Here is a 14,811-nt window from a genome sequence, read left to right as displayed (position 1 = left end):
CGCGGCCGATGAGGCTGCGGACTGGCTCGGGGCACAAGGATTCCGCCAGGGGCAATGGATACTTGTCTGATCAACCAATCAGTTTGATTTATATCGCTATTTACCGCAAGTGTTTTCTTTCATGAGCAGCCATGCGCCTGAACAGTGAAATGCGCCTTTCCTGGCGTCATCGGCTGGCTCACCCGCCCCTGCGGCCTGTGGCCTGCCGCCCTGCCCACACGCGCAAACGCCCCAATGGGCCATAATGACCTGTTTTTTAACACGCTGTATTTTATATATATTTTAAAAAAAATTCTGGAGTTTGCGAAATTTGTCACCAATACCCTTTGACAGAACATGCCCAAGCAGATATGTTGCAAGGGCTTAATGTTTTTTTCATTCCTTCAATCCGTCATCATTCGGGAGGATGCGGCATGCTGGACCTTAACATCACAATGGCCTTTCAGCTGGTGAACTTTCTGATCGCCATCTATGTGCTCAACATCCTCCTTATCCGCCCCATCCGCGATATCATCAAAAAGCGCAACGGCATCATGGACGGCATGGCCGAAGAGGCCGAGTCCTTTGAGTATCAGGCGGCTGAACGCCTGACCGCCTACGAGGCTGAACTGACCCGCGCCCGCCAGGACGCCGGCCTTACCCGTGAGGAAGGCCGCGCCGCAGGGCTGGAGCAGCAGCAGGCCCTTGTGGGCGAAGCCCAGAAAAACGCCCGCGACATTATTGCCGAAACCCGCGAAGCATTGCGGGAACAGGCCGCCAAGACCCTTGACGATCTGCGCAATCAGGTGAGCGACTTTTCTTCGCGCCTGGCCGCAAAGCTCATCAAGGGCTAGTTTTTCGCGCTTTTTTCGGTACCTGCCGAACGCCCCCGGGCGATTCGGTTTCTTTAGGCACAGTCTACGCTATTGCATATTCTCGAACAGAGGGGGTGGGCTTTGAGCAAATGGAAACACGCGGGTTATATCCTGCCGCTCGTTCTAGCCTTTGCCGCGATTGTTCTCATACCTGTGGGAGCGCTCGCTTCCGAAGGGCATGAGGCGCCGCGCTGGGGCGACTTCGGCTGGCGCGTGCTCAACTTCGTGATCTTTGCGGGCATCCTCTGGTACTTTGTCGGCGGGCTTGCCAAGCGCTTCTTCAGGAATCGCCGCGAGACCATCGGAGGAGCACTGGACAGCCTGGAAGAACGTCGCGCCAGGGCCAAGGAACAGTTGGCCGCTGTTGAGTCGCGCATTGCCCGCCTCAACGAAGAGCGCGAAGCCATTCTGGCCGAAAGCCGCAAACAGGCCGAAAACCTGAAAGCGGGCATTGTGGAAGAGGCGCACCGTCAGGCGGCGCAAATTGTGGAGCAGGCGCGCATGACCGCTGAAAATGAAGGCCGCACGGTACTTGCCGAAGTGCGCGCCGTCATTGCCGACGAAATCGTGGACGCCGCCGAAAAGGCCCTGAGCGGAAAGCTCAATGCCGAGGCCCACGACACGCTTATCGCCAACTCCCTTAAAAAGGTGGTGCTCCATTGATCGACACCGTGGTTGCACGCAGGTACGCCAACGCCATCTTTGCGTTGGGCAAGAAGGATGGGGACAACGCCCTGAGCTCGCGCGGTGAATGCCTTGCCGCTCTCGGCGAAGCGCTTGCCGCCGCGCCCGGACTTGACATGACCCTTAAAAGTCCCGTGATCGGCGTGGAAGAAAAAAAGGCGGTTCTTGACAAACTGCTGGGCAAGCTCAAGGCCGACCAGACGATGCGCAGCTTCTGCTTTTTGCTGGCAGACAAAGAAAGGCTCGCCTTTCTGCGCGAAATTTCCGCCTGGTATGGCAAGCTGCTTGACGAAGCCAAGGGCATTGTCCGGGGCGAACTCGTCACCGCAGTAAAACTTTCTGCCGACAAAAAGGCCAAACTCAAAGAAGCGCTGGAAAAGAAAACCGGCACAGCCCTTGAGCTTACCTTTGCCGTCGACAAAGACATACTGGGGGGGATGGTGCTCAAAATGGGTGACCGGGTGCTGGACGCAAGTCTGCGCGCGCAATTGGGTATCCTTCGGGAGACTTTCAAGAGGGGTGAATAGCACATGCAGATCAAAGCGGAAGAGATAAGCAAGATCATTGAGGATCAAATCCAGAACTACGAGCAGCGCGTAGAAATGAGCGAAACCGGCACAGTGCTTTATGTCGGTGACGGCATCGCCCGCGTCTACGGCGTGCAGAACGCCATGTCGATGGAACTGCTGGAATTCCCCGGCGGTATCATGGGCATGGTGCTCAACCTTGAAGAGGACAACGTGGGTGTCGCTCTGCTCGGTTCGGATGTGGGCATTAAAGAAGGCGACCCGGTCAAGCGTACCGGCAAGATCTTCTCCGTGCCTGTTGGCGACGGCGTTATGGGCCGTGTGCTCAACCCCCTGGGTGAGCCCATCGACGGCCTCGGCCCCATCGATGCCGCAGAAGTGCGCCCGGTGGAAATCAAGGCTCCCGGCATCATTGCCCGCAAAAGCGTGCATGAGCCCATGCCCACGGGCCTGAAAGCCATTGACGCCATGACACCTATTGGCCGCGGTCAGCGCGAACTGATCATCGGCGACCGCCAGACCGGCAAAACCGCCGTTTGTATTGACGCCATCCTGGCGCAGAAAGAAACGGGCATCCACTGCTTCTACGTGGCTATCGGCCAGAAGAAATCTTCGGTGGCCCTGGTGGCCGATACGCTGCGTCGCTACGGCGCGCTCGAGTACACCACCATCATTTCCGCCACCGCGTCCGATCCCGCGCCGCTGCAGTACATCTCGGCCTACACGGGCTGCACCATGGCGGAATACTACCGCGACAGCGGCAAGCACGCCCTCATCATTTATGATGACCTTTCCAAGCAGGCCGTGGCTTATCGCCAGATGTCGCTGCTGCTCCGCCGTCCTCCGGGACGTGAAGCCTTCCCCGGCGACGTCTTTTACCTGCACTCGCGCCTGCTCGAACGCGCGGCCAAGGTAAACGACAGCCTGGGCGCGGGTTCCCTGACGGCTCTGCCCATCATTGAAACCCAGGCAGGCGACGTGTCCGCGTACATCCCCACCAACGTGATCTCCATCACTGACGGTCAGGTGTACCTTGAGCCCAACCTCTTCAACGCCGGTGTGCGTCCGGCCATTAACGTGGGCCTTTCCGTGTCCCGCGTTGGCGGCGCGGCCCAGATCAAGGCCATGAAGCAGGTGGCGGGCACCATGCGTCTGGACCTTGCCCAGTACCGTGAACTGGCGGCCTTTGCCCAGTTCGGTTCGGACCTCGACAAGGGTACCAAAGCCAAGCTCGACCGTGGCGCGCGTCTGGTGGAACTGCTCAAGCAGCCCCAGTACCAGCCCATGCCTTCCAATGAACAGGTCGCCTCCATCTACGCCGCCACCCGCGGCCACATGGATGACGTACCGGTGGAAGACATCCGCCGTTTTGAAGCCGCCCTGCTTACCTTCCTGCGCGACACCAGGAAGGACGTGCTGGACGCCATTAAAGAAAAGAAAGTCATTGACGAGGCTGTGGAAAAAGCGCTTACCGAGGCTATTGCCGCCTTCAAGCAGGGCTGGACGGCCTAGGGGCCCCCAATATCCGGGAGAAAAGCATGCCTTCACTCAAAGACGTAAAAATGAAGATCGTGGGGGTCGGTAAGACCAAGCAGATCACCAAGGCCATGAACATGGTGGCCTCGGCGAAACTGCGCGGCGCCCAGGCCCGCATCGAGCGCTTCAGACCGTACGCGGCCAAATACCGCGACGTGCTCGCCGAACTGTCGAGCAAGGTGGAGGGCACAGCCCACCCCCTGCTGGCCGAGCATGAGGAAAAGAAGCATTGCGCCATTGTGCTGGTGACCTCGGACCGCGGCCTTTGCGGGAGCTTCAACGGCAATATTATTGCCGCTGCGCTCAAGCTGGCCCGGGAGAAAACCGCGGAAGGTCTTGAGGTAAGCTTTGTCTGCATGGGCAAAAAAGGCCGCGACGCCGCGAAGTCGTGCGGCTACAAGATCACGCAAGCCTACGCTGACCGCATGGGCAGCATAGATTTTGCCCTGGCGAACTCCATAGCCAAGGAAGTCATTCATGGCTACGAAACGTTTGCCCTTGACGAAGTGTGGCTGATCTACGGCGAGTTTGTGTCCATGGGGCAGCAGCCCCCGCGCAGCCTCTGCCTTTTGCCCCTCAAAACGCCTGAGGCTGAGGAAATCGCCGAAGAAGCCGGAGAACCGCGCTGCGAATACGTATATGAACCGCAGGAAGAAAAGCTGTTGGCGGAGCTTCTGCCCCGCTACGTCAAGGTACAGGTCTACCGAGGCATGCTGGACACTTCGGCCAGCGAACATGCGGCCCGCATGGCTGCCATGGACAACGCCACGCGTAACTGTAACGAAATGATCAACATGCTGACCCTGCTCTATAACAAGACGCGGCAGGCTTCCATCACCAGCGAACTCATCGACATCGTCGGCGGCGCTGAAGCGCTGAAGGGTTAAGGAGCCAACTAATGAGCAAAAACATCGGTAAAATCGTCCAGGTTATCGGCGCTGTCGTGGACGTTGAGTTCAGCGACGGCAACCTGCCGAATATCTTCACCGCCCTGGAGATCAAAAACCCGAACAACACCGACGCCCCGGAACTGATCTGTGAAGTGGCACAGCACCTGGGCGACAACGTTGTACGCACCATCGCAATGGACGCCACCGAAGGTCTGGTGCGCGGCATGGACGCGGTTGATACCGGCCAGCCCATCATGGTGCCTGTGGGCAAACCCTCCGTGGGCCGTATTCTCAACGTTATCGGCCGCCCCGTGGACGAACTGGGACCCATTAACGCTGAAAAATACTATCCCATTCACCGCCCGGCTCCGGCCTTTACCGACCAGAACACCAAGGTCGAACTGCTGGAAACCGGCATCAAGGTCGTGGACCTGCTTGTTCCCTTCCCCAAGGGCGGCAAGATGGGCCTCTTCGGCGGCGCCGGCGTGGGCAAGACCGTTATTCTGATGGAGATGATCAACAACATCGCCAAGCAGCACGGCGGCTCTTCGGTTTTCGCGGGCGTGGGCGAACGCACCCGTGAAGGCAATGACCTTTATCACGAACTCAAGGATGCGGGCGTTCTGGAACGCGCCACCCTTGTGTACGGGCAGATGAACGAGCCTCCGGGAGCGCGCGCGCGCGTGGCCCTTACCGCTCTGGCCTGCGCGGAATACTTCCGTGATGAAGAGCACCAGGACGTGCTCCTCTTCATCGACAACATATTCCGCTTTACCCAGGCCGGTTCCGAAGTGTCCGCCCTTCTGGGCCGCATGCCTTCGGCCGTGGGCTACCAGCCCACCCTCGGCACGGACCTCGGTTCGCTGCAGGAACGCATCACGTCTACCAATACCGGCTCCATCACGTCCGTGCAGGCCGTTTACGTGCCCGCTGACGACTTGACTGACCCGGCCCCGGCCACCACGTTCTCGCACCTTGATGGAACGCTCGTGCTTTCCCGTCAGATCGCGGAACTGGGCATCTACCCTGCCGTGGACCCGCTGGACTCCACCTCGCGCATTCTCGCCCCCGACGTGGTTGGCGAAGAACACTACGCGGTGGCCCGGCGTGTGCAGATGGTGCTGCAGAAGTACAAAGAACTGCAGGACATCATCGCCATTCTCGGCATGGACGAACTGTCGGACGAAGACAAGCTCACCGTGGCGCGCGCGCGCCGCATCCAGCGCTTCCTGTCCCAGCCCTTCCACGTGGCCGAAACCTTTACCGGCACCCCCGGCCAGTACGTGAACCTTGAAGACACCATCAAGGGCTTCAAGGGCATTCTGGACGGCGCCTATGACCACATGGCGGAAGGCGACTTCTACATGCTGGGCGGTATCGAACAGGCCGTGGCCAAGTACGAGCAGCGCAAGCTGCAGGAAGAAAACTAAGAGCGTTGACCGCAACGCCTGTCATGCGGCCGGCCACGCGGCAAGGCCGCATGACAGCCATAGCTGGCATACAGGAGCGAAGGAGTACCTATGGGCACACTGCAACTGGAAGTGGTGACGCCGGACAAAACCGTAGTCAGCGGCGAAGTTGAAATGGCCGTCTGCCCCGGAATTGAAGGCGAATTCGGCGTGCTGCCCAAGCACGTCTCCCTGCTCTCCGCTCTCAAGACTGGTGGCCTGCGTTACAAGACGCCGGACGGCAAGGAAGGGCATGTTTTTATCTCCGGCGGCTTTGCCGACGTAAATAATGATGTGCTCACCGTGCTGGCCGAATCCGCCGAAATGGCGCAGGATATAGACACCGCAAGAGCCATGGCCGCCAAGGAACGCGCTGAAAGGCGCATTGCCGACCATGTCGAGCAGACCGATGTAGCCCGCGCCGAAGCGGCCTTGCACCGGGCTTTGATCCGCCTGCAAATGGCCCAACTGCGCTGACCACTAGAGCAGATTAATTTTGAGAATGTACATTCTCAAAGTTTAAGTCACGCTCGCTTCGATGCTTAACCGCGCAAGTAAATTGCGCTTGCATCTTTGCGGCGGGCGACTGCTCACGTAGCCGCTAGAGCAATTTCAAAGTGAAATTGCTCTAGAACAGTTTACGAATGAAATAAGTTAACTGCTCTGCAAGGATTTTCAGAAAAATTCTTGCCCCGAAATGCGAGCAGGCAGGCTTTGCCTGCCTCAAGTGAGCATTTCAAGTGTTACATGCTCTATTGTTCAGTCTACAAGGCCGCGAGGTGCGCAAGCGCCACGCGGCCTTTTTTTATTTTTTATACCTTACGCGGCCCCTTTGACGCGGGAACAGGCCAACACGCACGCCCCTGCGCCTACCGTCGTCCCCAGCGCTGCGCTGCCAGCCCAGGTATACGTTCCGTGACCTCAAGCAACGGAGGAGCGCCGCGGCAACATTACCGGCGACAACAACTCTCCACCGCTTCAGCCCTCTCAGCGGCAACGGTTTTTCCGCAACCGCGCCCATCAAGCAATCCCCACACCCACAGCAAAACGTGGCTACAGAACACCGTAACAGGCCGGACCGTGGGTGCAAACGCGGACCACAGCAGCCCCGCAAGGGCCATCGCTGTTCCCTTGTCCCTGAGTGGCACGCCGGGAAACCACTGGCCTTTGCATGGACTTCATGACAAATCTTAGCTATACAATGCTGCTACGCAACCAGATTTTACGCAGGAAAACACATGGTAAAGCAAGAAAATATACGCAATTTCTGCATTATTGCCCATATCGACCACGGCAAATCAACCCTGGCCGACCGCATTCTTGAGCTTACCCAGGTGGTTAGCCAGCGTGACGCACGGCAGCAATATCTTGACAGAATGGACCTTGAGCGCGAACGCGGCATCACCATCAAGGCCCAGACCGTGCGCATTCCCTATATCGCCGCCGATGGTCAGGAATATGAGCTGAATCTCATCGACACTCCCGGCCACGTGGACTTCAATTATGAAGTCTCGCGCTCGCTGGCTGCCTGCGAAGGCGCGCTTCTTGTGGTGGACGCTACCCAGGGCGTGGAAGCACAGACACTGGCAAACGTTTATCTGGCTCTGGATCACGATCACGAAGTCATCCCCGTGCTCAACAAGATCGACCTGCCCAGTGCCGAGGTTGAGCGCGTCAAGGCTGAAATTGAAGAAAGCATCGGCCTTGACTGCTCCCAGGCTCTCCCCGTATCCGCCAAAACAGGCATGGGCGTGGACGCCGTGCTGGAAGCCATCGTGCACCACCTGCCTGCCCCCAAAGGGGACAGGGCGGCTCCGCTCAAGGCGCTTATTTTTGACTCCTGGTATGACAGCTACCAGGGTGTTGTGGTGCTTTTCCGCATTATGGACGGCAGCGTGCGCAAGGGCGACACCGTGCGCCTCATGAGCACCGACAAGGAATACGAAGTGCTGCGCCTGGGCGTTTTTTCACCGGAGCCGACCGACGTTAAAGAGCTTTTCGCCGGAGAAGTGGGTTTTCTCTGCGGCTCCATCAAGGAGCTGGGCGATGCCCGCGTGGGCGACACCATCACCCATGCCAACCGCCCGGCCGATACGGCAGTTCCCGGCTTCAAGGAAGTGAAGGCCATGGTTTTCTGTGGGCTTTATCCCACTGAATCTGATGATTATGAAAACCTCAAGGCTGCTCTGGAAAAACTTCAGCTCAACGACGCCGCCTTTTCCTACGAGCCGGAAACATCGCAGGCTCTTGGCTTTGGCTTCCGTTGCGGCTTTCTGGGCCTCCTGCATATGGAAATCATTCAGGAGCGCCTGGAACGTGAATTTGAGGTGGGGCTTATCGCCACCGCGCCTTCCGTGGTCTACAAAGTGGAAACAATGGACGGCAAAACGCTGGAGATCGACAACCCCAGCCACCTGCCCGACCCCACCAAAATAGATACTCTTTACGAGCCGTACGTGAGCATGGATATTCATGTGCCCAACGAATACGTGGGCAACGTCATGAAGCTTTGCGAAGAAAAGCGCGGCACGCAAAAAAACCTGCACTATCTTGCAGCCAATCGCGTGGTGGTTACCTACGAACTGCCCTTTGCCGAAATTGTTTATGATTTCTTTGACCGGCTCAAGTCCGCCACACGCGGATACGCTTCTATGGATTATCATCCGCTGGACTACCGCGCTTCAGATCTGGTGCGTCTGGACATCATGCTCAACGGCGAACCCGTTGACGCCCTGGCCGTCATTGTACACCGCGACCGCGCCTATACCTACGGCCGGGGGCTGGCCCTCAAGCTCAAGCGCACCATCCCGCGTCAGCTTTTCCAGGTCGCCATTCAGGCGGCCATCGGCCAGAAAATCATTGCCCGCGAAACTGTCTCTGCCTTCCGCAAGGACGTGACCGCCAAATGCTACGGCGGCGACATCAGCCGTAAGCGCAAACTGCTGGAAAAGCAGAAAGAAGGCAAACGCCGCATGAAGCGCATGGGCAACGTGGAACTGCCGCAGGAGGCATTTCTGGCGGCCCTCAAGGTGGGCGATGACTAGAGCAATTTCACTTTGAAATTGCTCTGGCGGCTGCGCGAGCAGACGCCCGCCGCGAAGGCGTAAGCGCAATTTATTTGCGCGGTTAAACGCCGAAGCGAGCGTGTTTTAAACTTTGAGAATGTACATTTTCAAAGTTAATCTGCTCTAAGGCTGAGAAGGTTGAATGGGTTGAAATAGTTTGTGAGGGAGGGACCCTTTTGAAAAAGGGTCTCCTCCCCCACGCCCCCTCCCCCTAAAACCTTTGCATAATCAGGGCCTGTGATCTTTGAAAAAAACTCACATGCCCTGACGTTACGCGAGAGTGCAGACTTGCTCTTTATTCAGCCGAACTCGATTTTCGGGCAGAATGACAGGCCGGAAACACGCTATATCCAGATGCGCATATGCCGCATCCGCTCATTGCTCACGCCCATACGCCGCATGCACATGTCAAAGTAGGCCCGCCACGGAAAGTAGCTCGTGTCGCCCCGCCATTCAGGATTCATCGATGTGGCTTCGCGTTTGCACTGCCTGTAGGCTTCAAGGTCCTGCTGTTCTTCAAATGTCAGAGGCCGATGTTCGCGCGGCGCGCAAGCGCCAAGGCAGAGGGCAAGGGCAAGACACAGGGCCAGTGCCGGCCACAATCTCCCGGTTCTTGCCTTTACTGCCGTCACAGAGCCGGATTCTTTCCCGGCCCGTCCTGACTGCATCCGACGCCACAAGGTCATTGCTGTCTTCTTCATATTTCCTCCGCCAACACCGTTCCTCACTCATGCCTTTTGCGTCCCATGCGCTCCCATTTTCCGGGGTTCAGTCCGGCATCTCAGCGAGCAAGGAACGGTTCGTACCTGCTGGATTGAACCATCAAGGCCACAAAGCATTTCAAAATACTCATGTTCCAACCTTCCTCTTTTTCTTTATAATGCACAAGGCCGCGCCCCAAAGGGCGCGGCCTTGTTTCAATCGTCGGATGCCGCCGCGGCGGTTTCCAGCGCAGCGGCCTTAGAGCAATTTAACTTTTAAATTGCTCGGACGGCTGCGTGAGCAGACGTTCGCTACGGAGGCGTAAGCGCAGTTTATCTGCGCGGTTAAACGCCGAAGTGAGCGTGCCTTAAACTTTGAGAATGTATATTCTCAAAGTTAATCTGCTCTAATAGGCGTGATCATCGTCCAGATCCTTGGGCAGCACCGGCGCGGAGAACAGCCGGTACATCCAGAACTGGTACAGCAGCACGATGGGAACCATCACAAGCGCCACGCCCAGCATGATCTTGAGCGTAAGCTGGCTTGAAGCGCCGTTAAAGGCCGTTACAGTGGCGGCCGGGTCAATGGAGGAAATGATCATGCCCGGATACATGCCCATAACGCCGAAGAAGGTGACGCCCAGAATGAAGAGGGCGCTGAAGCCCCAGGCCATCCACAACTTGCCCGCATGCAGCATGATGCGCGCGCCGATCAGGCCCGCAAGGGCCACCAGCGGCAGGACAAGCAGCGCGGGCATAGCCAGGTAGTTATCATACAGCTTGGTGTAAAACGCCGTAAGGATAAGAAAGGCCACCAGCAGCACCAGCATGATGGGCCACACAAAGCTGGCCGTCGCCACCGCGCGGATCTGCAGTTCGCCCCGGCTTTTTATGGACAGCCACAAGGCCCCGTGCAGCACGAACATGCAGAGGAAAAACACTCCGCCCGCCAGACCGTACACATTGAGCAGCCCCAGAAGATTGCCGTGGTACACGCCCTGAGCGTCCACGGGAATGCCCATGAACAGGTTGGCAAAGGCCACACCCAGCAGGATGCAGGGTACGAGGTTGGCGACAAAGTGCACGCCGTCCCACAGGCTGCGCCACGCGGTGTGCTCCACCTTGCTGCGAAACTCGAAAGACACCGCCCGGAAGATCAGGGCGAAGAGCAAAAGCAGCAGCGGCGCGTACAGTGCGCTGAACATGACCGCATACGCCTTGGGAAACGCCGCAAAGGTCACGCCGCCGGCGGCAATAAGCCACACTTCATTGCCGTCCCAGAACGGCCCGGCGGCATTGTACATGATGCGGCGCTCGTTTTCGTCTTTACCCAGAAAGGGCAACAAAGACCCCATGCCCAGGTCAAAACCGTCCAGAATAAAGTATACGGCCCACAACAATGCCCACAGCACAAACCAGGTTGTTTCCAGCATGGCTACACCTCCTGGGCGTCCGGGCCCTTGATGGCAAATTTGCGCAGCAGATAGATGTCCAGAATGCCGAGCAGCGAGTATACGCCGATAAAAGCCGCCAGCGAAATGACCACATTGTCGGCCGGTATGGGAGAAACGGCATCTGTGGTGCGCATGAGATTATAGACTATCCAGGGCTGGCGCCCGATTTCGGTAACGGCCCAGCCCACCATCAGGCCGATGTAGGGCAGGGGAATGTTGTACACCAGCAGCCTGAGCAGCAGCGGGTTGGGATTTTCCTTCTTGCGCTGAAAAAACGCCCACGCCGAAAGCACCAGGAATATGCCCGCCAGGGCCACCATCGTGCGGAATGTCAGAAATACGGGCATTACCGGAGGCCGGTCTTCCTTGGCAAAAGCCTTGAGGCCCTTTACTTCGGCGTTTACGTTGTCAAAGGCGATCCAGCTCAGCAGACCGGGAATGCCGATGGCCTGCACGGTATTGGTTTCGTTTTCCGGGTCAGGCCACACCAGCAGATAGAAAGGCACATTGGACTGTGTTTCCCAGTGCGCTTCCATGGCGGCCAGCTTGGCCGGCTGGTACTTTGCCACAGTCTTTCCCTGCTGGTCGCCCGAAAGGGCCAGCAGCAGCACAAAGATCAGGGTAAAGGGCGCCACCATCCTGAAAGAGCGGCTGAAAAATTCGGTATTGCTCTTGCGCAGCAGATGCCAGGCCGAAACGCCCAGCACAAAGAAGCCGCCGAGCGCCCACGAGGCTATGACGGTATGCGCGTACATGCCCCAGGCGTAAGGATTGGTGACCACATCATAAAAGCTTGAAAGTTCGGCACGATTGTTGGCTTCGTTGATGTAGTAACCCACGGGATTCTGCATGAAACCGTTGGCGAGAATGATCCAGAGCGCGGAAATATTGCCCGCGATAGCCACAAGCCAAATGGATGCAAGGTGCAGCTTTTTGCCCACACGGTTCCAGCCGAAGTGCCAGACCGCCAGAAACGTGGACTCGAGAAAAAAGGCCACCGTGGCCTCAATGGCAAGCAGCGAGCCGAAAATGTCGCCCACATATTCAGAATACCTTGACCAGTTGGTGCCGAACTGGAATTCCAGCGTAATCCCGGTCACCACGCCCAAGGTAAAGTTAATGACAAAAAGTTTTCCCCAGAATTTGGTCTGTTTTTTCCAGAATTCGTCCCCGGTCCGCACATAGCGGGTTTCCATCCAGGCAATAATTACCGAGAGGCCCAGCGTGAGAGGCACGAAAACAAAATGAAAAAACACGGCCACAGCGAATTGCAGACGCGAAAGCATTACGACGTCCATTAGGCCCTCCTTGGATATCCTTACCGCGATTTACTATTTCCAATAAAGAAAGGCAAGTGATTATGAATATTGATACGTTCATAACATACTGCCAAACGTGACTTTCTGCCCTTTGGCTTTTTTTGTCCAACGGCAAAAGGCTTCACCGGGCTGCAATTTTTTTGCCTCGCAGCCGCCACGCCCCTTGAAAAATCAAAAAGCGGTATTACCTGCAAGGATATCGCTTTTCAGGAGGTTTGTCATGGCAGAGGCTGATAGGAAACCCCGCCAGTTTCGTGCAGAGGTGCGTAAGGTTTTACATATTCTGACCAACTCCCTCTATACCAACCGGGAAATTTTTTTGCGTGAACTTATTTCCAACGCTTCGGACGCGCTGGACAAACTGCGCTTTCGCATCAATCGGGGCGAAAGTCCCCGTCTGCCCGAACTGCCGCTGGAAATACGCATTTCACTCGACAAAGACGCAAAAACCATCACCATTGCCGATACGGGCCTGGGCATGACCGCGGATGAACTGGCGGAAAACCTGGGAACCATAGCCAAATCCGGTTCCGAGCAGTTTCTGGCCGATATCGAGGCCGAAAATGCCGCCAAGGCAAAATCCGCCAACGGCAAGGGCGATGCCGCGGACGAAGAGCAAAACGCCGAGGCCGATGCCGCCAACATCATCGGGCGCTTCGGCGTGGGCTTTTATTCGGTCTTTATGGTGGCTGAAAAAGTGACCGTGACCTCGCGCCCGGCCTTTGGCGAAGACAGCGCCGCCCACACCTGGACCAGCGACGGCCTGGGAACCTACACGGTAACGGCTGCGGAAGGCGACGAACCCCGACGCGGCACAGTCATCACGGCATGGCTCAAGGACGATGCCGTGGAATTTCTTGAAAAATTCCGGGTGGAATCGGCCATCCGCAAGCATTCGGGCTTTGTGCCTTTTCCTGTCCTTGTAGACGGCGAACAGGTCAACACCCAACCCGCCCTGTGGCGCGAACCCAGGTTCTCCGTCACGCAGGAACAGTATGCGGCCTTTTACAAGGCCCTTACCTATGACAGCAAAGATCCGCTGGATGTGCTGCATTTTTCCGTCGACGCTCCCGTGCAGTTCAGCGCCCTCTTTTTCATCCCCGACAGCGCCCAGGACTTTTTCGGCGCGGACCGGGACTTCTGGGGGCTGGACCTCTACGCCCGCCGTGTGCTGATCCAGCACCGCAACAAAGAGCTGATCCCCGAATATCTGGCTTTTCTCAAGGGTGTTGTGGACACTGAAGACCTGCCCCTGAACATCTCGCGCGAAACGCTTCAGGAAAACGTGGTTCTGCGCAAGATCAATCAGGTCATCGTCAAGCAGACCCTCGCCCATCTTGAAAAACTGGCAAAAAATGACGCGGAAAAATACGCGGCCTTCTGGCGCCTGCACGGCAAGGTCTTCAAGCTCGGCTATCACGACTTTGCCAACCGCGAGCGGGTCACCGCCCTGCTGCGCTTCAATTCTTCCGCCCTGGCCGACGCCGAAGCCCTGACCAGTCTGGACGAATACATGGGCCGCGCGCCCGAAGGGCAAAAGACCTTCTGGTATGTGGCCGCGCCCAACCGTGAGGCCGCGCGCCTGAATCCGCATATGGAGCGTTTTCGCCAGAAGGGTATAGAGGTTCTTTACCTTTATGAACCCATTGACGAATTCGTTATGGACGGCCTTGGCCGCTACAAGGAATGGGACTTCAAGTCCGTGGAAAACGCGGCCGACGACGCCCTCAAGGACTTCACCGACAAGGAAAGCCCGGCCCGCGAGGCCGCCGCGCCCCTTTCGGACGAAGACACGACCAGCTTTGACGGCCTGCTGGCCCGCATGAAACAGATTCTTGACGACAAGGTAACGGATGTGCGCGTTTCGCACCGCCTGGCCGACAGTCCTGCCGTGCTCGTATCACCCGACGGCGGCCTGTCCTCGTCCATGGAAAAACTGCTCAAGGTTATGCAGAAGGACGACTCCCTGCCGGTCAAAGTGCTGGAGGTCAACCGCGATCATCCCCTGCTGCGCAGCATGCTGCGCATGTTCAAGGCTGACACCGATGACAGGGTGCTGGCCGAAATGACCCAGAGCCTTTTTGACGCCAGCCTGCTGCTGGACGGCTACCTCAAGGACCCGCAGGCCCTGGCCGCCCGCACCGGCAAACTGCTGGAAGAGGCCGCTGCCTGGTACACCGAGGTACGCAAGATATAGCGTGGCATGGCAGCCGATTGAAATGCTTTGTGGGGGAGGGACCCTTTTGCAAAAGGGTCCCTCCCCCACACCCCCACCCGCCAAAACCTTTATCTGGATCAGAGCAATTTCACTTTGAAATTGCTCTGGCGGCTGC

Annotated in this window: 12 protein-coding genes; 9 read left to right on the top strand and 3 right to left on the bottom strand. The window is 57.5% G+C overall.

What is annotated here, in order from left to right; translation table 11 throughout:
- The first annotated feature begins 413 nt into the window (after positions 1–413).
- From V6C07_RS05280 to lepA, 8 genes are all read left to right on the top strand, one after another.
- On the top strand, positions 414–833 hold the full coding sequence (locus V6C07_RS05280; RefSeq protein WP_333535318.1) for an ATP synthase F0 subunit B: 420 nt from the start codon (positions 414–416) through the stop codon (positions 831–833).
- Positions 834–935: 102 nt separating this feature from the next.
- A complete protein-coding gene (locus V6C07_RS05275) occupies positions 936–1,517 on the top strand; it encodes an ATP synthase F0 subunit B (RefSeq protein WP_333535317.1) in 582 nt (193 codons plus the stop codon).
- The gene (gene atpH, locus V6C07_RS05270; protein WP_333535316.1) at positions 1,514–2,065 is read left to right on the top strand and encodes an ATP synthase F1 subunit delta; all 552 of its coding nucleotides are present in this window, start codon (positions 1,514–1,516) and stop codon (positions 2,063–2,065) included. The genes V6C07_RS05275 and atpH overlap by 4 nt, the downstream gene beginning before the upstream one ends.
- A 3-nt stretch (positions 2,066–2,068) precedes the next feature.
- A complete protein-coding gene (gene atpA / locus V6C07_RS05265) occupies positions 2,069–3,577 on the top strand; it encodes a F0F1 ATP synthase subunit alpha (RefSeq protein WP_333535315.1) in 1,509 nt (502 codons plus the stop codon).
- Positions 3,578–3,603: 26 nt separating this feature from the next.
- The gene (locus V6C07_RS05260) at positions 3,604–4,488 is read left to right on the top strand and encodes a F0F1 ATP synthase subunit gamma (protein ID WP_333535314.1); all 885 of its coding nucleotides are present in this window, start codon (positions 3,604–3,606) and stop codon (positions 4,486–4,488) included.
- 11 nt (positions 4,489–4,499) lie between these two features.
- A complete protein-coding gene (gene atpD, locus V6C07_RS05255; RefSeq protein ID WP_333535313.1) occupies positions 4,500–5,921 on the top strand; it encodes a F0F1 ATP synthase subunit beta in 1,422 nt (473 codons plus the stop codon).
- Positions 5,922–6,011: 90 nt separating this feature from the next.
- Entirely contained in the window at positions 6,012–6,416 is a 405-nt protein-coding gene (locus V6C07_RS05250) for a F0F1 ATP synthase subunit epsilon (RefSeq protein WP_333535312.1), read from the top strand.
- A 761-nt stretch (positions 6,417–7,177) separates the two neighbouring features.
- Positions 7,178–8,983: a translation elongation factor 4 gene (lepA, locus tag V6C07_RS05245; protein WP_333535311.1), complete on the top strand. Its 1,806-nt coding sequence runs from the start codon at positions 7,178–7,180 to the stop codon at positions 8,981–8,983.
- A 365-nt stretch (positions 8,984–9,348) separates the two neighbouring features.
- On the opposite strand, the gene V6C07_RS05240 is transcribed toward lepA, so the two are convergent.
- The 3 genes from V6C07_RS05240 to V6C07_RS05230 all read right to left on the bottom strand — a co-directional run bounded on the left by V6C07_RS05240 (position 9,349) and on the right by V6C07_RS05230 (position 12,457).
- Positions 9,349–9,705, bottom strand: a complete 357-nt coding sequence (locus V6C07_RS05240) for a hypothetical protein (protein WP_333535310.1) — start codon at positions 9,703–9,705, stop codon at positions 9,349–9,351.
- A gap of 407 nt (positions 9,706–10,112) precedes the next feature.
- A complete protein-coding gene (gene cydB, locus V6C07_RS05235; RefSeq protein WP_333535309.1) occupies positions 10,113–11,138 on the bottom strand; it encodes a cytochrome d ubiquinol oxidase subunit II in 1,026 nt (341 codons plus the stop codon).
- Between the two features lie 2 nt (positions 11,139–11,140).
- The gene (locus V6C07_RS05230) at positions 11,141–12,457 is read right to left on the bottom strand and encodes a cytochrome ubiquinol oxidase subunit I (RefSeq protein ID WP_333535308.1); all 1,317 of its coding nucleotides are present in this window, start codon (positions 12,455–12,457) and stop codon (positions 11,141–11,143) included.
- Between the two features lie 241 nt (positions 12,458–12,698).
- Between V6C07_RS05230 and htpG the strand changes: the two genes are divergently transcribed.
- Positions 12,699–14,675: a molecular chaperone HtpG gene (gene htpG, locus V6C07_RS05225; protein WP_333535307.1), complete on the top strand. Its 1,977-nt coding sequence runs from the start codon at positions 12,699–12,701 to the stop codon at positions 14,673–14,675.
- Positions 14,676–14,811: the final 136 nt, after the last annotated feature.

The sequence above is a fragment of the Desulfovibrio sp. 1214_IL3152 genome, from assembly GCF_036763055.1.
Lineage (GTDB): Bacteria > Desulfobacterota > Desulfovibrionia > Desulfovibrionales > Desulfovibrionaceae > Desulfovibrio.
The sequence above is the reverse complement of the archived record's forward strand: the minus strand, read 5'-3'. Positions and strand labels throughout refer to the sequence as shown.

Bases quoted from the DNA above. Each gene is read 5' to 3' on its own strand.
- V6C07_RS05260 (WP_333535314.1), top strand. From the start codon at position 3,604: ATGCCTTCACTCAAAGACGTAAAAATGAAGATCGTGGGGGTCGGTAAG.
- V6C07_RS05280 (WP_333535318.1), top strand. From the start codon at position 414: ATGCTGGACCTTAACATCACAATGGCCTTTCAGCTGGTGAACTTTCTG.
- lepA (WP_333535311.1), top strand. From the start codon at position 7,178: ATGGTAAAGCAAGAAAATATACGCAATTTCTGCATTATTGCCCATATC.
- cydB (WP_333535309.1), bottom strand. From the start codon at position 11,138: ATGCTGGAAACAACCTGGTTTGTGCTGTGGGCATTGTTGTGGGCCGTA.
- atpA (WP_333535315.1), top strand. From the start codon at position 2,069: ATGCAGATCAAAGCGGAAGAGATAAGCAAGATCATTGAGGATCAAATC.
- htpG (WP_333535307.1), top strand. From the start codon at position 12,699: ATGGCAGAGGCTGATAGGAAACCCCGCCAGTTTCGTGCAGAGGTGCGT.
- V6C07_RS05230 (WP_333535308.1), bottom strand. From the start codon at position 12,457: ATGGACGTCGTAATGCTTTCGCGTCTGCAATTCGCTGTGGCCGTGTTT.
- V6C07_RS05250 (WP_333535312.1), top strand. From the start codon at position 6,012: ATGGGCACACTGCAACTGGAAGTGGTGACGCCGGACAAAACCGTAGTC.
- V6C07_RS05240 (WP_333535310.1), bottom strand. From the start codon at position 9,705: ATGAAGAAGACAGCAATGACCTTGTGGCGTCGGATGCAGTCAGGACGG.
- atpD (WP_333535313.1), top strand. From the start codon at position 4,500: ATGAGCAAAAACATCGGTAAAATCGTCCAGGTTATCGGCGCTGTCGTG.